Here is an 18,053-nt window from a genome sequence, read left to right as displayed (position 1 = left end):
CACCGGCAGGCTGAATTATTCCTCTGAATTATCGATTACACTGTATTCCCCGGTTAATACAGAGGAATCTGCAGGATCGATTGTCAGTGGTTCCTTTTCATCCATTGATACTGCACGCTGGATCTCAATTGATACGGGCAGATATTTGAACAGGCGACGAATAGCCGTTTTCTTTGCCATTTCTTCCCAGTGAGTTACCCACGGCCCGTTATTACCAGCTTTACTCAGGCTGCGCACCAGCTCAATCTGTTTGCGCGTCATAACTTCAAACTGAGTACCTCCGTCTTTCAGTCTTGCGACAGCATAGACGTGGGTAACCGGGGCATCTTCGTTTTCTCCCGGGCGGTGTATTAACTTTTCATCAAGGCCAAATTCGAAGCTAAACTCGTCACCTTCACGGACAACACGGGCTGACAGGCTGGCGATTTGACCAGAACGGCGAGCCAGATCAATCATGCCGCGATAGCCAATGATTAGCTGAACGTTCTTTTTACCGCTCTTTTCGTTTTTATTACCAAAAGGCAGTAAATATGCATGACCGAGGGCGCTACCTGGCTCAAGTCCGAGCTGTGAACACTGTACGATCGCACTGACAAAACTCATAGTGTCACAGTTTCCTAACGCCGGAACTTTACGAATTTCTGTGGTGGCGATACGGATCATACGTTCAGCCGTCATATGGCGTGGAAGAGCTGCTGCCAGTTGCTCTTTCATTGATGGCTGGTTAATAAAACTAATCACGTCGCTATTTTTAACTGCTGCTGGTGCACGGTTTCCCTGAGTTTTTTGCAGATCGGCTTTTGCGATTGGTGGTTGCTTAGTCATTTGCATATTCCTTAGCCCAGCGGGGCAGTGATAATGTCTTAATAGCTGGCCATTCATCGGTATTCAGGCAGTCAGACAGGGTTCGCAGATTGCGGTGATATTCCTGTTGACCTGCCAGTTTTGCTTCTTCGCCCATCATGAAAATTTCAACCGGATAACGTCCGCATTCAATAGTTGTGCTGGCAACCAGAAAAACGAAAGTTGGCTGCACTCCAAACTGTGCTTCATAACCGTCACTGTAGAATGCATCCTGAACGTGATAGCGGTAGTCGTAATAAGCGGTTTTGAATCGTTGAATATCCGCCGTAGTTTTCACGTCCATGATCCAGTGAAATTCAGGGATAATTTTGTCCGGACGGCACCGACACAAAATTCCTGTTTCAGGATCTTCCCAGTAAATTGATGATTCAGCGTGTCCGGCGCTTTCAACAAGCCATTGCCCCAGCGGCAAAGCCATAACGCTTTGATACATGAGTTCAATTTTCCGGCCTTCTTCCGCAGTGATAACCGTTTTTCCTGTGCTTGCGCATTCCATCAGAAACGCTTTCTCTTCTTCTTTTCCGGCGTTTGTACGGCGGTTAAATTCAGGTGCTACGATAAAGCGGTTACTGAATTCTTCCGGTTCAAGTACCCGGCAGTGGAAAGCAGTTCCTAAATCGAGCGTTTTTGTCTTTGTGGTGTCCACGGGGGCATTTTTACGCCACAAATATAGTGCCGGAGTATCAGCAATGTCATCGAGCTGAGACTTACTGATACCGGGACCCGCGTGGTAATTCTCATTCGAAATTCCGTAATAAATACCTGGCTCTATGTCTTCTACGATTACGGGATCTGCGACTTCGCCAGTTTCATCACTGCAATCGCGATGCGGATCGCTGCCAGCATTCTCATTGTGCGGATGTTCAGCGCCTTCCATTTCCTCCGGATCATTTTCCTTAGCTTCAACCTGACTCTCTTCATCGAATGTTTCCTGGTATGTTGCGTCGCCCATCACCGCACCACAGTCAGGGCAGTTATCCCCGCCAGTCTGGCCGCAGGCATTGCAGGCTATTTCCGGTTCCTGTTGCACTACTGGCTCAGGTTGATTCATATCTGGGCTGGTTTTTTCCGTTTCTGGCTGGTTCTGGTACACACAATCGCGAGTCTGGATCCCCTTTACCCATTTCGGATCGTTCGGGTCGCTAATTCCGTCAACAAATTCACCACGTGATGCAGCAAGCAATTTATCGGCATCGACAGGATTTTTTGATGGAATGTTTTTCCGGGCTTCATGGAGTTCTGCCCGCAGTTCCTGATATTTCGCATCAACAGAATTTACCTGTGACTGAGCATCCAGCGGCTGCGTGTCCTGATGATGTTCAGTTGCGTCCGGTTCCATTGTTTCAGCCTCTCCCTGTTCAACTGCCGTTGTTCCAGATGGTTGCGGTTTTTCTTCATCATCCTGTTTTCCTTCTTCTGTTACTCGCTGCGGCATCGGGGCAGAGGAGCGACCGCAGGCAATATCCACGATTTCCGGATCAGGGTTGGCATGATCGGTTTCAGTCAGTACTTTGTTCAGATATTCAGTGACGTGCGCGGGGATGACCTCGATCCCAATTGGTGCTTCTTTTACGGACGCAACCACGATGGCGCGGGAATAATCCAGCCCGCCAGGCATGGTGATGAATTTGTCGCGGAAAACAGAAAAGGGCGGTTTATTTTCAGCGATAATTTCCTCAATGCGTTTAGCGTGTGCCGGATGAAGGTTATAGATGTCCAGATCCATTGAACGGGCCAGTACGCCAGTGGCTACGTCGCGCGCCAGTGACGTCAGATCGTGTACGAAACCTTCGCCGCGATCGGTGAGGTTTCCGCCGCCAGCATTAGCACCGGAAGCCGTGCGAGTGATGTGTGAAACACGATTACCCTTCATCCACTCTTTTGTCAGCAGTCCTCGATCGGTGTAGTCAGCGTTCAGGTATGCTTCGAAAAAAGCAGTTATCAGTCCCAGGTTTGAATTACCAGGATTAGGGAAAACTTTGTCAGTGTCACGAACCAGTTTGTGGAGTTCGCGAATTTCCAGCGGGTCGAGCAGGCTGGTTTTGTGGGAAACAGCCAGGGCAGTAACAGCCGGTAGTTCTTCAGCCCGAGCAATGTGTAATGCCTGGAGTCCGTCGCGTGAAACGTGCGTTACCGGTTTTTCGCTGCCGTGTTGAGCAAGCCAACGAATGGGCAGTTCCTGGCCAGAAATTGGGAGTAGCATATTCTCCTCAATCTCAGTCATGTCTTCGCCGTTGACGTTGGTATTGCCTTGATAGTGAGCGTTGTCTGGTGCTGCTCCCGGTTTTAGTTCCCATGTCATGGAGTCTTTGCTGAGTTGATAGCGTTCACTCCAGGTAAAATCGATCTCACCTTCAGCGGGCAGGTCATTAACGACAGGAAAATTCGTGGCAACAGCTTTAAAATAGCTGCTCAGTTTTTTACCTGACTTAACGATCAGGTAGTCCAGAGTGGCACAGGTCGATTCAAAATCGTTGCTTGCCCACAGGACGACGTCAGGTTCACCGGATGATTTTTTCGCTTTCCGTAACAGGAAGAGTGGTTTTGTGCTCATTATTTTTTAACCTCAACTCAGATTAAAATTCGTTTTGTTCAGTGAATGATCTTGCCGGATACACACTGTTCATAGCCTGCGCCATACGCAGGCTATTTCTTTCAGATTTCACCTTTTAATTTCATTGCAATTAGAGTTGCCAGAAATTCGGCTTTTTTTTCTGCGGGCAGATTCTTTCCGATATGCACCAGGCACATTTTTTTGACACCTTCATCAAGTGTTTTTACGTTGCCTGATGGACCATCGATATCAACCACAGTGAATGGGGTTTCTTTATTTTCTGTTTTAATTACGTAGCCAATGCGCTTTCCTTCCAGATTCACCTCGTGAACAATGTCATCGGTAGTTACAACAGTGGCTTCATAATTGGTAATCATGTTTTTCTCCTTAATTAAGGTTGAGCGAATACCTGCCATTTCTGGCATAAATTCAGTTTCGAATAGTCAATTAATTAAAGTTCATGTGCCATCTGGTCTTTTTCGGCACAAGCTTCACTGCAATATTTTCTCGGTTCGTCTTTTGATAAAATCCCGTGCATGAAGTGAAGCATTCTTTCAATAGCTTTGCTTTCTTCAACGTCTTTTTTGCAAAGGTGGTAAGCACATTTTATTTTCTTAGTCATCACCATGACTCCGCCTTTACAGGTAAACCATCACGACCGAGGAAGACTTTAATCATGCGGTCAGTAATGCATGTTTTTGTGGTCAGGTTACGAATATATAGTTTTCGCTTTTTAATATTGTTTGCCGAGGCAATATATGTCCGGCCTTCATGAAGAACATAATCGCCAGGAGTCACACACTGACGTGGTATTTCATCAGTTCCGAAGTGATGTGCAATCATAATTATCTCCATTTTTACAAATGAACTTTGTTGATGCGGTGCCTGGTGCCTCCAGGTGACTGCAACCAGTTAACAATTACAGTCGGCTTTCCCACCCAAACCAATAAGGACTAACATGACTTTTAACTGTGCCACGTGCGCTTAGCCGCATTCACCGCATCACAAAATTCACTTTAAAAAGGGCGGACATCAGCCGAACTTCAAGAAAAAAACTGATGCCGCCAGGACTACACACAGTAATGTCGTTATTTACAACCGGAGGCGCACTCCCACCATTTAAATTTAACAGACAAGACCGACTCTTTATGGATATCGGAAATGCGCCTTCGTGTTGTGCCCGGTTTTATTTCACCACCTCCGGGCTTCGGTGGTCTCGGCTATACCCCTACAGCGAGAGCTTGTGTTAACATTTCAATACCCTTACAGTTGAGAGTTATTGATATGTTGGATGTATTTACTCCATTGTTGAAACTTTTTGCTAACGAGCCACTCGAAAGACTTATGTATACGATTATCATTTTTGGTCTCACTCTCTGGCTGATACCGAAAGAGTTTACTGTCGCATTCAATGCTTATACTGAAATACCTTGGCTCTTTCAGATTATCGTTTTTGCCTTTTCTTTCGTGGTCGCCATTTCCTTCTCAAGATTGCGAGCACATATTCAAAAGCATTATTCATTACTACCAGAGCAACGAGTATTGCTTCGTTTATCTGAGAAAGAAATCGCTGTATTTAAAGATTTCCTTAAAACAGGAAATCTTATTATCACTTCTCCTTGCCGTAACCCGGTTATGAAAAAATTAGAACGGAAGGGCATCATTCAACATCAGAGTGATAGCGCAAACTGTTCTTATTATCTCGTCACCGAAAAATACTCCCATTTTATGAAGTTATTCTGGAACAGCAGGAGTAGACGTTTTAATCGTTAGCTTACTGTGTGCTTCTCCAACCATCGGCGCGCACCAGTTTCGGTTTTAAATGTTTTGCTTTTGGTATACGTCATGGCAGTGAACGTTCCATCCTGGTTGGGGAACACGCCGCACACCAGGGATTCGTTGTTGCCGAGGTCGATTTTTTGCATTTTGCGAATCTCACATCTTGTTGCTACGTATAGCGACTTCTGCCTGCCAGAGATCCCAGTCGTTGCTGCGTAAAGCCTGCACAGCCTGGTTGTAAGTGATACCGCAACAATCCATCAAATACTGAACTACTTCGTAATGCACCATCTTATCTCTCCCCTTAACGCCGGGTGGCGGAACTAACTGCTGCACTGCAAAATTTGAATCCCGCCGTCATGTTCATACGCCTCGGGCTGGCTACTTAACCCCTTACCACTGCCTGGTAACTCGAAGTATTGCCCGGCGTTCTGTGGGGCGGGGTGGGTGGTATGCTGGAACTATAGGTAATGCCTAATTGATTGTCAATAGGCTATGCCTAATGTTTTGAGCGTAACCTAATAGGTGATGGCGACAGCAGAAAGTGATGGGGGGGTTAAATAACGGAATCCAGGAGTTTTCCGTCAGACCATATAAGTTTAAGTTCCAGTTTTTGTGATGTTCTGGCTTTTCCGTTCAGATTCTAGAGCTTTCAGATACTTACCCACTTTCATTTCCATCGCTGCTATATAGGCGCGAACATCGTGGTCAACCCAATCTGGTTCTGTAGCATTTCCAGATAACAGGAAAGCTACAATCGCTCTTATTTCATCAGAGGCTGCTCGATAAAGGTTGTTTATATCTAAAAGTTCACTTTTTGTATCTGAATTGGTGGGGGTTGGTATGGGGTATTCGTTAAGCCCCCAATGCTCTGGACCAACAACATCAGAAAAGAAACGCCATAATTCTGGAAGTTTATCTTTACTTATAGAGCCTTTCTTAATCCAGTCATAAATTGATGGTGGTTGGACTTTGAAGTGGCGTGCGACCTCCGCCTTTGATTTGACGGATCCCGATGCGATTTTTTTGTTAATGGCCTGCTCTATCGCTCGGCCTAAGTCTTTACCACTAAGCATTGCTTAATATTCTCCTATGCGCATTACATTAGGCAATCCCTACCCTTACCGCATTAGGCACAGCCTATTGACAATTGCGTTAGGCGTCGCCTAATATTTCTGTGTGTTTTTGGAGTTCATTCGATGAAAAAAGAGAACTATTCATTCAAGCAAGCTTGTGCTGTTGTCGGTGGGCAATCAGCAATGGCTAGGCTTTTAGGTGTATCACCTCCAAGCGTAAATCAATGGATCAAAGGGGTACGTCAATTGCCTGCCGAGAGATGTCCAGCAATTGAACGTGCAACAAGAGGTGAGGTTCTGTGCGAAGAACTTCGTCCTGATATTGACTGGTCATATTTACGACGTTCGGCATGTTGTTCGCAGAATATGTCAGTGAAGCAACTAAATGACAGTAACAAATCCTCATTTGATCATACCTGAAACATCAAGAGGCAAATGATTCATGAAAATCAAGCATGAGCACATCGAATCAGTGTTGTTTGCCCTAGCAGCCGAAAAAGGGCAGGCATGGGTAGCCAATGCAATTACTGAAGAATATCTGCGCCAGGGGGGCGGCGAATTGCCCCTGGTTCCAGGCAAGGACTGGAACAATCAGCAGAATATCTATCACCGTTGGTTGAAAGGTGAAACGAAAACGCAAAGAGAAAAAATTCAGAAGCTGATCCCAGCAATTCTGGCAATCCTTCCGCGCGAGCTGCGTCACCGACTCTGCATCTTCGATACCCTGGAACGCCGTGCATTACTGGCGGCGCAGGAAGCGTTAAGTACGGCAATTGATGCGCATGATGATGCAGTCCAAGCCGTTTACCGGAAAGCGCATTTCAGCGGCGGCGGTTCTTCCGACGATTCTGTCATTGTTCATTAAGCAAAAGTTTCCATGCTGTTTGTGCTTATTCTAAGCCACCGGGCAGCATCATACGGGGCAATTATGGCCGCATTACCATACATGCAACTGTACATAGCTGATTACCTGGCTGACACCATGCATTTGTCAGCAGAGGAGCATGGTGCGTATTTGTTGCTGATGTTCAATTACTGGCAAACAGGAAAGCCAATACCTAAAAACAGGCTGGCAAAAATTGCCCGTCTGACTAACGAGCGATGGGCTGATGTTGAACCATCCTTGCAGGAGTTTTTTTGCGATAACGGCGAGGAATGGGTGCATCTTCGGATTGAGGAAGATCTGGCATCAGTCAGGGAAAAATTAACCAAAAAATCAGCCGCAGGAAAAGCATCTGTTCAGGCCAGAAGAAGCAGAAAGGAAGCAGATGTTCAAACAAAACAAGAGAGAAATTTAACAGGTGTTCAAACAGATGTTGAAGTGGTGTTTGAACATGATGTCAACACAAAGGCAACTAATAAAGATACAGATAAAGATCTAAAAACAGATCCCCCCCTAAATCCCCCCCGGGGGAATCGAGGTGTCAAAAAGTTTGACCCTCTGGATATTGCTTTGCCGAACTGGATTTCTGTCTCGCTTTGGCGTGAGTGGGTTGAATTTCGCCAGGCATTGCGAAAACCGATTCGAACGGAGCAGGGCGCTAACGGGGCGATACGGGAGCTGGAAAAATTCCGCCAGCAGGGTTTTTCACCTGAGCAGGTGATTCGACACAGCATCGCCAATGAATACCAGGGCTTGTTCGCGCCGAAAGGTGTTCGACCTGAGACGTTACTCCGACAGGTTAACACCGTCTCGTTACCGGATAGTGCGATCCCGCCAGGCTTCAGGGGGTAACTGACCATGAAAAATATTGCGACAGGCGATGTTCTTGAACGTATCCGCAGACTGGCCCCGTCACATGTAACCGCGCCATTCAAGACGGTAGCGGAGTGGCGCGAGTGGCAACTTTCCGAAGGCCAGAAACGTTGTGAGGAGATCAACCGTCAGAATCGTCAGTTGCGGGTGGAAAAAATTCTGAATCGCTCTGGCATCCAGCCATTGCACCGCAAATGCTCGTTTTCGAATTACCAGGTGCAGAACGAAGGGCAGCGATACGCGTTGAGTCAGGCGAAATCCATCGCTGATGAACTGATGACCGGGTGTACAAATTTTGCGTTCAGCGGAAAACCTGGTACCGGAAAAAACCATCTGGCGGCGGCTATCGGGAATCGCCTGCTGAAAGATGGTCAGACAGTGATTGTGGTTACCGTGGCTGATGTCATGAGTGCCCTACACGCCAGCTATGACGACGGGCAATCAGGCGAAAAATTTTTGCGGGAACTGTGCCAAGTGGAGCTGCTGGTTCTTGATGAAATTGGCATTCAGCGCGAGACAAAAAACGAGCAGGTGGTGCTGCACCAGATTGTTGATCGCCGGACAGCGTCGATGCGCAGCGTGGGGATGCTGACAAACCTGAATTATGAGGCCATGAAAACATTGCTCGGCGAGAGGATTATGGATCGCATGACCATGAACGGCGGGCGATGGGTGAATTTTAACTGGGAGAGCTGGCGTCCGAATGTCGTCCAGCCAGGAATTGCGAAGTAATTTTTACCGGGAGAAAAATTTAATGGAGACTGTTTTTGACGCACTGAAAGCAATGGGAAAAGCCACATCCATAGAACTTGCTGCGCGACTTGATATCAGCCGTGAAGAAGTGCTGAACGAACTATGGGAACTGAAAAAGGCTGGTTTTGTTGATAAAAGCGCGTACACCTGGCGTGTGGCTGATAACAACGTTCAGCAGGAACAGCCAGCGCCGGCAGAACTGCCGGAAGAAACTACCACGGCAACAGTCGCGAAAATTTCAGAGAGCGATTTAACTGCGACGATTGAACAACGTGGTCCACTAACTGCGGATGAACTGGCTACGTTGTTCGGTACCACATCCCGCAAAGTGGCTTCAACGCTGGCAATGGCAATCAGCAAAGCTCGTCTGATTCGCGTTAATCAGAACGGTAAATTTCGTTACTGCATGCCGGGCGGTAATATACCAGCAGAGCCGAAAGCTGCATCGGTAGCGGAAACAGATGGTAAAGCCTTTCCTCAGCTAGCCGGTGTTGCGTTACCAGTACAGGAAGCTGCAACACAGGAAGATATTAAAACAGAAACTGTGGCGGACATTGTGCAGTCGTTGCCATCGTTTACTGAAACGCAAGCGGATAACCTGATTTTACCATCGCTGCATATGGCAAACCGTGAACTGCGTCGGGCGAAAAATCATGTCCAGAAGTGGGAGCGAGTCTGCGCCGCGCTGCGGGAGCTGAACAAGCACCGGGATATTGTCCATAAAGTTATTGCAGCAGGTATGGAGAAATAAATACTCCTGATTATATGAGTCATCCTGCTGCAGTTGTGACCAATATGATCGGTTGTGCAGAGTTCTTCAGATAGGGGTAATGAAAACTGCGGTGATTTGTATTCGCTGCAGTTAATATAAACTCGTTGAATTTTTTCATGAAATGTGATCTTAGTCATATTTATATCACGTCTATTTATCAGGTTCTGATGAAATCATCAGGTGTTAAGATACTATTTGTGCTGTCACCTCAATGGGTTAAAAAGGAATCTGGATGAAAGGTAATATTCTTGGGGATATCCGAGCTGAACATGACGAAAAGATGTTGGAAGCTTCATTTTGGCAAACAACTGATTATAAAGCTCTTCTCGAATCCTACGATCGATGCATCATTGTTGGCCGCAGAGGAACAGGAAAAAGTGCTCTGGTGCATATGCTTTCCAAACATTGGCATGCTAAGCCAAAAACCTATGTGATGACTATTAGTCCGGTTGAAGAACAAATTATTGGATTAAGGGATGTTATTTCTTTATTTGGTGAAAATTACTTACATATAAAAGCCGGTAGCAAGTTAGCATGGCGATATGCTATTTATATGGAGCTGCTTTCTGAGATCGCAAGTCATTACAAGATGAAAAACGATCTTGACTACAAAAGTGTAGAGTCGCATTTATTATCTTGGGGACCGAAGAGACAAAATATAAGTAGCAAAATAAGAAAAAAATTGAACGCTATTCTCGATGATAACAAAAATATAAAACCAGCTACAAGAATAGCCGAACTATCCGATAAATTTGAACTTGACTTATTGGAAGAGGTGATAGAAGAAGCAATTTCGAAGTCAAATAATCAATTTGTTATTTTTGCTGATAGGCTTGATGAAGGCTATACACCGGATAATCTTGGTGTTGCAATAGTTGATGGTTTCATTCAGGCTGTGATTGATATAAAACAAAATATGAATGAAAAGGTTATTGCCTTTGCATTTGTTAGAGATAATATTCATCGAGCCATATCAAAAATGGACCCTGATTTTACTCGAAATATTGAAGGGCAAGTACTGAGATTACATTGGGATGAATATAACTTATTTAATCTTGTATGCAATAGAATGAGGGTCGCTTTTAACTCAACCATTGAGAACAACACGAGGGTGTGGAATGCTTACACCGCAAATGAATTACAGTCTAATACCGGTTTTAAAGAAACATTGAAACTGACTCTATATAGGCCAAGAGATATTTTGGTTTTGTTAAATAATGCATTCTTGCGAGCAAACACACATGATCGTAATCGTATTGTCATTGATGACATTCAAGCAACAGCGAATACTATTTCACAAAATAGACTCAATGATTTGTTAAAAGAATATGAGAATGTATTTCCTGCATTAGATATATTTACATCACAATTTGCTAATAGCAAACCTTACTACAGAGTTTCTGAAGCGTCATCTAAGATACAATATGCCCTTGATCTCAATGGCGTTATTGACAAGATGAAAATGCAGGATTTACTTCTTTTTGAAGGGCCAATCCAGGTGATTCAACGACTTTACAGTGTTGGATTTATTGGGTTGTATAACCAGCAGTCATCTTCATATGTATTTTGCCATGACGGTAAGGAACCTGAAAAAGAATTTACACCAGATTCAAAATTGCTATTGCATCCATGCTACTGGCTAGCATTAAGTGTTCATGAATCAGAGATGACTCCCGATGCTGCTGATGATATTCATGATGAATATGATATTGAGGTCAGCTCTGTTTCCGAAGAGCAGAGGAAACAACGAATCGGTTCGTTGCTCCAAGAACTACATAATATACCTGAAGGACCTGAAGGTGCTGTCGATTTTGAAGCATGGGCGCTCAAAACTATAAAGTTACTATTTGCTACGAATTTAACAAACATTGAGTTGCATCCCAATAAAAATGGGTTGCAGCAAAGAGATATTATAGCGACAAATATAGCTGACACTCCAGTTTGGAAGAGAATTCTGACAGATTATCAGACACGGCAAGTTGTTTTTGAAGTGAAAAACTATAAAACATTAGGTGCTGCAGAATATAGACAGGTAAATTCCTATTTGTTTAAAGACTATGGGCGGATAGCTTTTATCATAAATAGAGATCACACAGAGAATTTAGAAAAACATAAAGAGCTTACGTGGGTAAAAGAAATTTATGATAATCATAATAAATTAGTTGTGAAGTTACCCTCTAAGTTCCTTGAAAGGCATCTGTCAAAAATGAGAAGCCCGCAAAAACATGACGAAGTTAATAAACAATTAGGTAAACTGCTCGATCAGTACATAAGGGTCTATTTAAATAATAAATGTAAGTAATTCAATCTTTACCGAAAGATCATGTATCTTTCGGTATTTTTAAGTGAGAGTAATCAAAATCGTAATGAGAGCTATATAATAATCTGTATAGATTAATTTACGAACGATTCAACATTTACCGTTATTATGACGGTGCAGGTTGCAAGGAAAGACCTCTGCGAGGTACGAATCCGAACCGACCAGACGGAGGTCGCTGTCTTCACAGCTTACGAACTTGGGGAGTAAGAGGACTAGCGGGGAGAAATCCCCGCAACCTCTGATGTATTATGCATCCTCAACGCAGCCACAGTTAACCTGATTGGCGGGTTTACTTCATCTGTAAATATTTTTATAAAAATAATGCCCACGCACAGCATAAAACAAAAAGTATTACAGATAAAAAAGGAACGTAATGTGCAGATTTGTTGTTTTCCATATTTACTCACCTTAATATGATTAACCCTGATAGGGTTGTTATTTCAGCGGTTTTCAAATGAGATATTATGGTGATCTGACAAATTTGCATAACATTAAAATTTAATTTGTTTAACCGCTTTTAATAATAAGCGTTGTTTGTATCCCAGCAATCTGTTGTTTGGTTTTTATTCCATTAAGGTGGGGGCTTTACACTGGAACCAGTTTATTTATACTTTATACGTCAGCCTGAACAACTGGCATCTGCTGCACTGCGCCATCGAGAGATTGAGAAATGGCGCATATACAACTGGTCAAACAAACTTCTTCTGGTTTACTTCTCCCGGCGACGCCGGAGAGTTGCGATTTTCTGCATCAAATCAAAATAGGTGAGTGGATACACGCAGACTTTAAGCGTGTGCGTAACTACGCATTCCACAAGCGTTTTTTCAAACTCCTGCAACTGGGATTCGATTACTGGACTCCGGTCGGTGGAGCGATCACGCCTCGCGAACGAGAACTGCTGTCTGGTTTCGTTGATTACCTGTGCGAATCAGTTGGTCGGGAACACACGCCAGCCCTGAGTGATGCCGCAGAGCAATATCTGAATACAGTTGCGACACGCAGAACCCGGGATACGGCATTGCTAAAGTCGTTTGAGGCTTTTCGCGAGTGGGTAACCATTCAGGCTGGATTTTACACCGAACATTTTTATCCGGACGGTAGCCATGGGCGTCGGGCGAAATCCATCGCTTTTGCGAACATGGACGAAACCGAGTTTCAGCAGGTTTATAAATCTGTACTGAATGTGCTGTGGAACTGGATCCTGTTCCGTAAATTTTCCTCTCCGGAGGAAGTCGAAAATGTGGCCGCACAGTTACTGGAGTTTGCGTAATGGTGGATTTACGTAAAGCGGCGCGGGGGCAGATGTGCACCGTCAGAATTCCTGGCTACTGCAATCACAATCCCGAAACATCTGTGCTGGCGCATTACAGGCTGGCGGGGACGTGCGGAACAGCGACAAAACCACACGATATGCAGGCAGCGATTGCCTGTAGCTCATGCCACGATTTAATCGACGGGCGGGTAAAAACCAGCGATTACACCAAAGAAGAATTACGCCTGATGCATGCAGAAGGTGTTTTTCGCACACAAGAAATCTGGAGAAAGGAAGGTTATTTATGATTTACCCAACAAATACAGGCAAAAGCGGGGAACACCTTCGTCTCACCACGCTGGAAAGTGTCTGGATTCAGGGAAAACTGCGCATGTGGGGGCGCTGGTCGTATATTGGCGGCGGTAAGACGGGAAATATGTTTAACCAGTTGCTGGCATCCAAAAAATTGACGAAAACAGCCGTCAATGAAGCCCTGCGCAGGATGAAAAAAGCGGGAATAGAGAAACCTGAGCTGGAAGCGTTTTTGCGAGAGATGATCAATGGCAAGCAAAAGACCTGGCTGGCGCATTGTACTGATGCAGAGGCGTTATGTATTGATAGAGTCATAAGTGAGGTGCTGGCAGAGCATCCAGGATTGATTTGCATTCTCCGGCAACGCTATGAAGGGCGGGGGATGACTAAGCGTAAAATGGCTGAATTGCTACATGATGCACACCCAGAGTGGTGTTTTAGCACATGCGAAAAGCGAATTGCTAATTGGTTGGCCGTTGCTGAGTATGCGCTATACATTCCCATGCGAGAATCATTCGCTCAAAAAACGGCTTGATTTTTTACGCGTAAACTGCTTCAATTTTGCTACGCTTCGCAAAGCTGTATCGCGAGGCGAACCAAGCGCATGAACTTTACCAGAACCCGCCATTGAGCGGGTTTTGTTGTTTCTGGTACTGGCGAACCTGATGTTTCATTTCTGGAGCGCGATTCCTGGCGGAATACCTAGAATCGAGACATTCTGGTAAAATTGTTTTCAGTACAGGATGTGGAGGTGAGATGAGAGAACTACCTAAAGATTATTTTTTAGGAGTAGATGATGAGCTCGTCGATTATCTTGAAAAACAAGGGGAAGAGACGATACGAGAGATTCATCTTTCTAACAAAACCAATGTTGAGAATGGATACAAACTTCTGAACATTCAGATTGTTGGAATTGGTTCATCTTTTTTATTGCTGACACAGAAAACTAATTTCGATTTTCTCACCGCCGGAATTACCACATTTACATTACTATGGACATGGTGCGCCATTTACTTGGTATGTACTGGTTTATCTGTGAAGGTTAGGGGCCTGATCAATGCCCCTCCTGATCATCTATATCATGAAAAATATAAGGATATGGAGCCCTCGAGCTTTAAAATATTCGCTGATGCAGGATATTTAGGACCTGATAAGTTATTGCCGCTTATACGAAGGTATCGCCTTGTTGACTTGAGTGATACAGCAAGAGAGTTACTGTTGGAAAATGAGAAAATCCGCACGAGTCTCGATAAAGCAAGGATGTATACCATCCTTGCTCCGGTAGCGGCGATGTTTATCTCGGCTGTTTTTTTATATGTTCAATGACTGAGTCGGCAGAATCTCCAACAAAAACACGACGTGTAGCAAAGTCTGTAGTACTTTGTGTTGGAGTTGGTTTTGGTGCCACGGGTTGCTGAGGTTTATTTTCACCTTGTGGTTTGTTTTTTTCAGACATAAAAATCCTCTTTGTTTGAATTGTTACTTTTGGCGATTTAACGATATCAAACACGAGTATATACCGCCAGAAGCTTAATCTGGCACTCCATCTGGCCCCGGCATGTCCCGGGGCTTTTTCGTTGTTAGGCTCCGGAAACATCCTCGACTTCTTGTTAGCAAGCCTGAGAGCCTGAATCTTACACTTAGCACCATCCGAACTCTCGGAGGTGAGGCTTATGAAAATGCACAATGCCCCTCATTCCTGGCCTGACTTACTGGAACTCTTACAAAGTTGGTGGCGTGGAGATACGCCGCTGGGTGCAGTGGTTATGTCAATTATTATGGCTGGTTTGCGCATTGCCTATTTTGGCGGTGGCGGCGGCTGGAAACGAAAAACGCTTGAGATTCTGCTTTGTGGTGCTCTGACGCTGACCTTTGCATCCGCGCTTGAGTATGTCGGATGGCCTAAATCACTTTCTGTTGCCATTGGTGGTGGGGTGGGGCTGATTGGTGTTGATGCTATTCGTGGTGCGGCAATGAGGGTCATCGGTAACAAGTTCGGTGCCCATAAGGAGTAATTAATGCAGACACTTAATTCCCAGCGTAAAGCTTTCCTTGATATGGTGGCATGGTCAGAAGGAACAGATAACGGACGGCAGAAAACCAGAAATCACGGTTATGATGTTATTGTCGGTGGCGAACTGTTCACTGATTACTCCGATCACCCCCGCAAACTTGTCACGCTAAATCCGAAACTCAAATCAACAGCCGCTGGACGTTACCAGCTTCTTTCACGCTGGTGGGATGCCTACCGCAAGCAACTTGGCCTGAAAGATTTTTCTCCAGAAAGTCAGGATGCTGTAGCGCTGCAGCAGATTAAAGAGCGTGGCGCTTTGCCGATGATTGATCGCGGTGATATCCGTCAGGCTATCGACCGTTGCAGCAATATATGGGCTTCACTGCCGGGCGCTGGTTATGGTCAGTTCGAGCATAAGGCTGACAGTCTGATTGCAAAATTCAAAGAAGCTGGCGGAACGGTCAGAGAGATTGAGGTATGAGCAGAGTAACCGCGATTATCTCCGCTCTGGTTATCTGCATCGTCGTCTGCCTGTCATGGGGTGTTAATCATTACCGTGATAACGCCATCGCCTACAAAGAACAGCGCGACAAAAATGCCAGAGAACTGAAGCTGGCGAACGCGGCAATTACTGACATGCAGATGCGTCAGCGTGATGTTGCTGCGCTCGATGCAAAATACACGAAGGAGTTAGCTGATGCGAAAGCTGAAAATGATGCTCTGCGTGATGATGTTGCCGCTGGTCGTCGTCGGTTGCACATCAAAGCAGTCTGTCAGTCAGTGCGTGAAGCCACCACCGCCTCCGGCGTGGATAATGCAGCCTCCCCCCGACTGGCAGACACCGCTGAACGGGATTATTTCACCCTCCGGGAACGACTGGTAATGATGCAGGCCCAACTTGAAGGTGCTCAGCAATACATAACCGAGCAGTGTTTAAAGTAAAATCTTAACTACAATATGATTCATTTTGATGATTGTTTCATAAGGAACAGTGAAGTAAGATCTAAGAGGAGTTAAATTTTATACAGTATAATCATAATATTGCAGCAAGGTGGTTATAATTGAAAGAATATTTAGATATGAATACATCTCATGTAAGAGTTGTTACTCATATGTGTGGGTTCCTGGTTTGGCTCTATAGTCTTTCAATGTTGCCACCAATGGTTGTAGCATTGTTTTATAAAGAAAAAAGCCTGTTCGTTTTCTTTACAACTTTCGTTATATTTTTTTGCATTGGTGGCGGAGCGTGGTATACAACTAAGAAATCTGGCATTCAATTACGTACCCGTGATGGGTTTATTATAATTGTAATGTTTTGGATTTTGTTTTCTGTTATTAGTGCATTCCCTTTATGGATTGACTCAGAACTTAATTTAACGTTCATTGATGCTCTGTTTGAAGGGGTTTCTGGAATAACAACAACAGGAGCAACTGTAATTGATGATGTTAGTTCATTACCTCGGGCATATTTGTACTATCGGTCACAGTTAAATTTTATAGGTGGTTTAGGAGTTATTGTTCTGGCGGTTGCTGTATTGCCATTATTGGGTATTGGTGGTGCAAAGCTTTATCAGTCAGAAATGCCGGGGCCATTTAAGGATGACAAACTCACTCCCCGCCTGGCCGATACGTCACGGACACTGTGGATAACTTATTCTTTATTAGGTATTGCTTGTATTGTCTGTTATAGACTTGCAGGAATGCCTTTGTTTGATGCTATTTGTCACGGGATTTCCACAGTTTCGCTTGGTGGTTTCTCAACTCATAGCGAGAGTATCGGATATTTTAATAACTATTTGGTTGAGCTGGTGGCTGGTTCTTTTTCCCTGCTATCGGCTTTCAACTTCACTCTTTGGTATATTGTTATTAGCAGGAAAACGATAAAACCTTTAATCAGAGATATTGAACTTCGTTTCTTTCTGTTAATAGCCTTAGGGGTGATCATTGTTACCTCTTTCCAGGTCTGGCATATAGGTATGTATGACTTGCATGGAAGTTTTATTCATTCGTTTTTTCTTGCCAGCTCCATGCTCACTGATAATGGTTTAGCTACGCAGGATTATGCAAACTGGCCCACGCACACGATAGTGTTTTTGCTGTTGTCAAGTTTCTTTGGGGGATGTATAGGTTCAACTTGTGGTGGAATTAAGTCACTTCGATTTCTTATACTTTTCAAACAAAGCAAACACGAGATAAATCAGCTTTCTCATCCCAGAGCGTTGTTGAGTGTAAATGTAGGAGGGAAGATAGTTACAGATCGTGTAATGAGGTCTGTATGGAGTTTCTTTTTTCTTTATACTCTCTTCACGGTGTTTTTTATACTGGTGTTAAATGGTATGGGATATGATTTTCTTACATCATTTGCAACAGTGGCTGCATGTATTAATAATATGGGATTAGGTTTTGGGGCTACTGCATCGTCATTCGGAGTGCTTAATGACATTGCAAAATATTTAATGTGCATAGCTATGATTCTTGGTCGCCTTGAAATTTATCCTGTTATTATATTGTTTTCAGGTTTTTTTTGGCGCTCCTAATATATGGCTGATTTATAATTGTGAGTTTAATATTATGTTGACTCACTCATTGATCCAATACCTA

At 44.4% G+C, this 18,053-nt stretch carries 24 protein-coding genes and 1 pseudogene; 16 read left to right on the top strand and 9 right to left on the bottom strand.

Annotated elements, in window-relative coordinates; translation table 11 throughout:
- Window positions 1-15: 15 nt before the first annotated feature.
- From recT to kilR, 5 genes are all read right to left on the bottom strand, one after another.
- Window positions 16-825: a recombination protein RecT gene (gene recT / locus A1WG_RS01400; RefSeq protein WP_000166319.1), complete on the bottom strand. Its 810-nt coding sequence runs from the start codon at window positions 823-825 to the stop codon at window positions 16-18.
- Window positions 818-3,418: an exodeoxyribonuclease VIII gene (gene recE, locus A1WG_RS01405; RefSeq protein WP_000105139.1), complete on the bottom strand. Its 2,601-nt coding sequence runs from the start codon at window positions 3,416-3,418 to the stop codon at window positions 818-820. The genes recT and recE overlap by 8 nt, the downstream gene beginning before the upstream one ends.
- 101 nt (window positions 3,419-3,519) lie before the next feature.
- Entirely contained in the window at window positions 3,520-3,795 is a 276-nt protein-coding gene (locus tag A1WG_RS01410) for a protein RacC (protein WP_000632297.1), read from the bottom strand.
- A 74-nt stretch (window positions 3,796-3,869) separates the two neighbouring features.
- Complete coding sequence (locus A1WG_RS01415; RefSeq protein ID WP_001352098.1) at window positions 3,870-4,040, bottom strand: YdaE family protein; 171 nt, start codon at window positions 4,038-4,040, stop codon at window positions 3,870-3,872.
- The gene (gene kilR / locus A1WG_RS01420) at window positions 4,040-4,261 is read right to left on the bottom strand and encodes a killing protein KilR (protein ID WP_000560223.1); all 222 of its coding nucleotides are present in this window, start codon (window positions 4,259-4,261) and stop codon (window positions 4,040-4,042) included. Before kilR ends, A1WG_RS01415 begins: the two co-directional genes overlap by 1 nt.
- A 441-nt stretch (window positions 4,262-4,702) precedes the next feature.
- On the opposite strand from kilR, the gene A1WG_RS0122525 reads away from it, so the two are divergent.
- On the top strand, window positions 4,703-5,191 hold the full coding sequence (locus A1WG_RS0122525) for a superinfection exclusion B family protein (protein WP_001312793.1): 489 nt from the start codon (window positions 4,703-4,705) through the stop codon (window positions 5,189-5,191).
- On the opposite strand, the gene A1WG_RS22695 is transcribed toward A1WG_RS0122525, so the two are convergent.
- The 3 genes from A1WG_RS22695 to racR all read right to left on the bottom strand — a co-directional run bounded on the left by A1WG_RS22695 (window position 5,188) and on the right by racR (window position 6,273).
- Window positions 5,188-5,343: a YdaF family protein gene (locus A1WG_RS22695; RefSeq protein WP_001169151.1), complete on the bottom strand. Its 156-nt coding sequence runs from the start codon at window positions 5,341-5,343 to the stop codon at window positions 5,188-5,190. The two genes, A1WG_RS0122525 and A1WG_RS22695, sit on opposite strands and share 4 nt — an antisense overlap.
- 10 nt (window positions 5,344-5,353) lie before the next feature.
- Complete coding sequence (locus tag A1WG_RS25220) at window positions 5,354-5,488, bottom strand: phage protein (protein WP_000233809.1); 135 nt, start codon at window positions 5,486-5,488, stop codon at window positions 5,354-5,356.
- Window positions 5,489-5,796: 308 nt separating this feature from the next.
- The gene (racR, locus tag A1WG_RS01425; RefSeq protein WP_000948460.1) at window positions 5,797-6,273 is read right to left on the bottom strand and encodes a DNA-binding transcriptional repressor RacR; all 477 of its coding nucleotides are present in this window, start codon (window positions 6,271-6,273) and stop codon (window positions 5,797-5,799) included.
- Between the two features lie 123 nt (window positions 6,274-6,396).
- Here racR and ydaS point away from each other — a divergent pair, with 123 nt between their 5' ends.
- The 11 genes and pseudogenes from ydaS to A1WG_RS01475 all read left to right on the top strand — a co-directional run bounded on the left by ydaS (window position 6,397) and on the right by A1WG_RS01475 (window position 14,764).
- Window positions 6,397-6,693: a toxin YdaS gene (gene ydaS / locus A1WG_RS01430; RefSeq protein WP_000712069.1), complete on the top strand. Its 297-nt coding sequence runs from the start codon at window positions 6,397-6,399 to the stop codon at window positions 6,691-6,693.
- A gap of 22 nt (window positions 6,694-6,715) precedes the next feature.
- Window positions 6,716-7,138 carry a toxin YdaT family protein gene (locus A1WG_RS01435; protein ID WP_000693797.1) on the top strand — a complete coding sequence of 141 codons (423 nt, stop codon included), beginning with the start codon at window positions 6,716-6,718 and terminating at the stop codon, window positions 7,136-7,138.
- A 12-nt stretch (window positions 7,139-7,150) separates the two neighbouring features.
- Window positions 7,151-8,008, top strand: coding sequence for a YdaU family protein (locus A1WG_RS01440; protein ID WP_000899746.1), 858 nt, complete (start codon window positions 7,151-7,153; stop codon window positions 8,006-8,008).
- 6 nt (window positions 8,009-8,014) lie between these two features.
- Window positions 8,015-8,761 (top strand): ATP-binding protein, encoded by a 747-nt coding sequence (locus tag A1WG_RS01445; protein WP_016242656.1) that lies wholly within the window; start codon window positions 8,015-8,017, stop codon window positions 8,759-8,761.
- 22 nt (window positions 8,762-8,783) lie between these two features.
- Complete coding sequence (locus A1WG_RS01450; RefSeq protein WP_016242655.1) at window positions 8,784-9,533, top strand: DUF1627 domain-containing protein; 750 nt, start codon at window positions 8,784-8,786, stop codon at window positions 9,531-9,533.
- A gap of 253 nt (window positions 9,534-9,786) precedes the next feature.
- Window positions 9,787-11,856 carry a P-loop ATPase, Sll1717 family gene (locus A1WG_RS01455; protein ID WP_016242654.1) on the top strand — a complete coding sequence of 690 codons (2,070 nt, stop codon included), beginning with the start codon at window positions 9,787-9,789 and terminating at the stop codon, window positions 11,854-11,856.
- A gap of 117 nt (window positions 11,857-11,973) precedes the next feature.
- A pseudogene (locus A1WG_RS0122520) lies at window positions 11,974-12,081 on the top strand (Hok/Gef family protein); the annotation flags it as partial.
- Window positions 12,082-12,544: 463 nt separating this feature from the next.
- Complete coding sequence (locus A1WG_RS01460; protein ID WP_016242653.1) at window positions 12,545-13,144, top strand: DUF1367 family protein; 600 nt, start codon at window positions 12,545-12,547, stop codon at window positions 13,142-13,144.
- Window positions 13,144-13,434 (top strand): DUF1364 domain-containing protein, encoded by a 291-nt coding sequence (locus tag A1WG_RS01465; RefSeq protein WP_000228038.1) that lies wholly within the window; start codon window positions 13,144-13,146, stop codon window positions 13,432-13,434. Before A1WG_RS01460 ends, A1WG_RS01465 begins: the two co-directional genes overlap by 1 nt.
- Window positions 13,431-13,973, top strand: coding sequence for a DUF1133 family protein (locus tag A1WG_RS01470; protein WP_016242652.1), 543 nt, complete (start codon window positions 13,431-13,433; stop codon window positions 13,971-13,973). The genes A1WG_RS01465 and A1WG_RS01470 overlap by 4 nt, the downstream gene beginning before the upstream one ends.
- 221 nt (window positions 13,974-14,194) lie before the next feature.
- Window positions 14,195-14,764: a hypothetical protein gene (locus A1WG_RS01475; RefSeq protein WP_001208722.1), complete on the top strand. Its 570-nt coding sequence runs from the start codon at window positions 14,195-14,197 to the stop codon at window positions 14,762-14,764.
- Here A1WG_RS01475 and A1WG_RS0122515 read toward each other — a convergent pair.
- Window positions 14,733-14,948: a hypothetical protein gene (locus tag A1WG_RS0122515; protein WP_152948782.1), complete on the bottom strand. Its 216-nt coding sequence runs from the start codon at window positions 14,946-14,948 to the stop codon at window positions 14,733-14,735. The genes A1WG_RS01475 and A1WG_RS0122515 overlap by 32 nt on opposite strands.
- A 163-nt stretch (window positions 14,949-15,111) precedes the next feature.
- Between A1WG_RS0122515 and A1WG_RS01480 the strand changes: the two genes are divergently transcribed.
- From A1WG_RS01480 to trkG, 4 genes are all read left to right on the top strand, one after another.
- Window positions 15,112-15,453: a phage holin, lambda family gene (locus A1WG_RS01480; protein WP_000781775.1), complete on the top strand. Its 342-nt coding sequence runs from the start codon at window positions 15,112-15,114 to the stop codon at window positions 15,451-15,453.
- Between the two features lie 3 nt (window positions 15,454-15,456).
- The gene (locus tag A1WG_RS01485) at window positions 15,457-15,933 is read left to right on the top strand and encodes a glycoside hydrolase family 24 protein (protein WP_001194112.1); all 477 of its coding nucleotides are present in this window, start codon (window positions 15,457-15,459) and stop codon (window positions 15,931-15,933) included.
- Window positions 15,930-16,394, top strand: coding sequence for a lysis protein (locus A1WG_RS25440; RefSeq protein WP_000092309.1), 465 nt, complete (start codon window positions 15,930-15,932; stop codon window positions 16,392-16,394). Before A1WG_RS01485 ends, A1WG_RS25440 begins: the two co-directional genes overlap by 4 nt.
- Window positions 16,395-16,531: 137 nt before the next feature.
- Complete coding sequence (trkG, locus tag A1WG_RS01495; protein ID WP_024196611.1) at window positions 16,532-17,989, top strand: Trk system potassium transporter TrkG; 1,458 nt, start codon at window positions 16,532-16,534, stop codon at window positions 17,987-17,989.
- Window positions 17,990-18,053 lie beyond the last annotated feature (64 nt).

The sequence above is a fragment of the Escherichia sp. KTE96 genome (assembly GCF_000408525.1).
Classification (GTDB): Bacteria; Pseudomonadota; Gammaproteobacteria; order Enterobacterales; family Enterobacteriaceae; genus Escherichia; species Escherichia marmotae.
This window is presented reverse-complemented; position numbering and strand designations above follow the sequence as displayed.

What these genes read in the sequence shown, in the direction of transcription:
- A1WG_RS01440 (WP_000899746.1), top strand. Translation starts at nt 7,151, where the DNA reads ATGCTGTTTGTGCTTATTCTAAGCCACCGGGCAGCATCATACGGGGCA.
- kilR (WP_000560223.1), bottom strand. Translation starts at nt 4,261, where the DNA reads ATGATTGCACATCACTTCGGAACTGATGAAATACCACGTCAGTGTGTG.
- A1WG_RS25440 (WP_000092309.1), top strand. Translation starts at nt 15,930, where the DNA reads ATGAGCAGAGTAACCGCGATTATCTCCGCTCTGGTTATCTGCATCGTC.
- ydaS (WP_000712069.1), top strand. Translation starts at nt 6,397, where the DNA reads ATGAAAAAAGAGAACTATTCATTCAAGCAAGCTTGTGCTGTTGTCGGT.
- A1WG_RS01445 (WP_016242656.1), top strand. Translation starts at nt 8,015, where the DNA reads ATGAAAAATATTGCGACAGGCGATGTTCTTGAACGTATCCGCAGACTG.
- A1WG_RS0122525 (WP_001312793.1), top strand. Translation starts at nt 4,703, where the DNA reads ATGTTGGATGTATTTACTCCATTGTTGAAACTTTTTGCTAACGAGCCA.
- A1WG_RS01435 (WP_000693797.1), top strand. Translation starts at nt 6,716, where the DNA reads ATGAAAATCAAGCATGAGCACATCGAATCAGTGTTGTTTGCCCTAGCA.
- recE (WP_000105139.1), bottom strand. Translation starts at nt 3,418, where the DNA reads ATGAGCACAAAACCACTCTTCCTGTTACGGAAAGCGAAAAAATCATCC.
- trkG (WP_024196611.1), top strand. Translation starts at nt 16,532, where the DNA reads ATGAATACATCTCATGTAAGAGTTGTTACTCATATGTGTGGGTTCCTG.
- A1WG_RS01485 (WP_001194112.1), top strand. Translation starts at nt 15,457, where the DNA reads ATGCAGACACTTAATTCCCAGCGTAAAGCTTTCCTTGATATGGTGGCA.
- recT (WP_000166319.1), bottom strand. Translation starts at nt 825, where the DNA reads ATGACTAAGCAACCACCAATCGCAAAAGCCGATCTGCAAAAAACTCAG.
- A1WG_RS01450 (WP_016242655.1), top strand. Translation starts at nt 8,784, where the DNA reads ATGGAGACTGTTTTTGACGCACTGAAAGCAATGGGAAAAGCCACATCC.
- A1WG_RS01465 (WP_000228038.1), top strand. Translation starts at nt 13,144, where the DNA reads ATGGTGGATTTACGTAAAGCGGCGCGGGGGCAGATGTGCACCGTCAGA.
- A1WG_RS22695 (WP_001169151.1), bottom strand. Translation starts at nt 5,343, where the DNA reads ATGCAAAAAATCGACCTCGGCAACAACGAATCCCTGGTGTGCGGCGTG.
- racR (WP_000948460.1), bottom strand. Translation starts at nt 6,273, where the DNA reads ATGCTTAGTGGTAAAGACTTAGGCCGAGCGATAGAGCAGGCCATTAAC.
- A1WG_RS01415 (WP_001352098.1), bottom strand. Translation starts at nt 4,040, where the DNA reads ATGACTAAGAAAATAAAATGTGCTTACCACCTTTGCAAAAAAGACGTT.
- A1WG_RS01460 (WP_016242653.1), top strand. Translation starts at nt 12,545, where the DNA reads ATGGCGCATATACAACTGGTCAAACAAACTTCTTCTGGTTTACTTCTC.
- A1WG_RS01480 (WP_000781775.1), top strand. Translation starts at nt 15,112, where the DNA reads ATGAAAATGCACAATGCCCCTCATTCCTGGCCTGACTTACTGGAACTC.
- A1WG_RS01475 (WP_001208722.1), top strand. Translation starts at nt 14,195, where the DNA reads ATGAGAGAACTACCTAAAGATTATTTTTTAGGAGTAGATGATGAGCTC.
- A1WG_RS01455 (WP_016242654.1), top strand. Translation starts at nt 9,787, where the DNA reads ATGAAAGGTAATATTCTTGGGGATATCCGAGCTGAACATGACGAAAAG.
- A1WG_RS25220 (WP_000233809.1), bottom strand. Translation starts at nt 5,488, where the DNA reads ATGGTGCATTACGAAGTAGTTCAGTATTTGATGGATTGTTGCGGTATC.
- A1WG_RS01470 (WP_016242652.1), top strand. Translation starts at nt 13,431, where the DNA reads ATGATTTACCCAACAAATACAGGCAAAAGCGGGGAACACCTTCGTCTC.
- A1WG_RS01410 (WP_000632297.1), bottom strand. Translation starts at nt 3,795, where the DNA reads ATGATTACCAATTATGAAGCCACTGTTGTAACTACCGATGACATTGTT.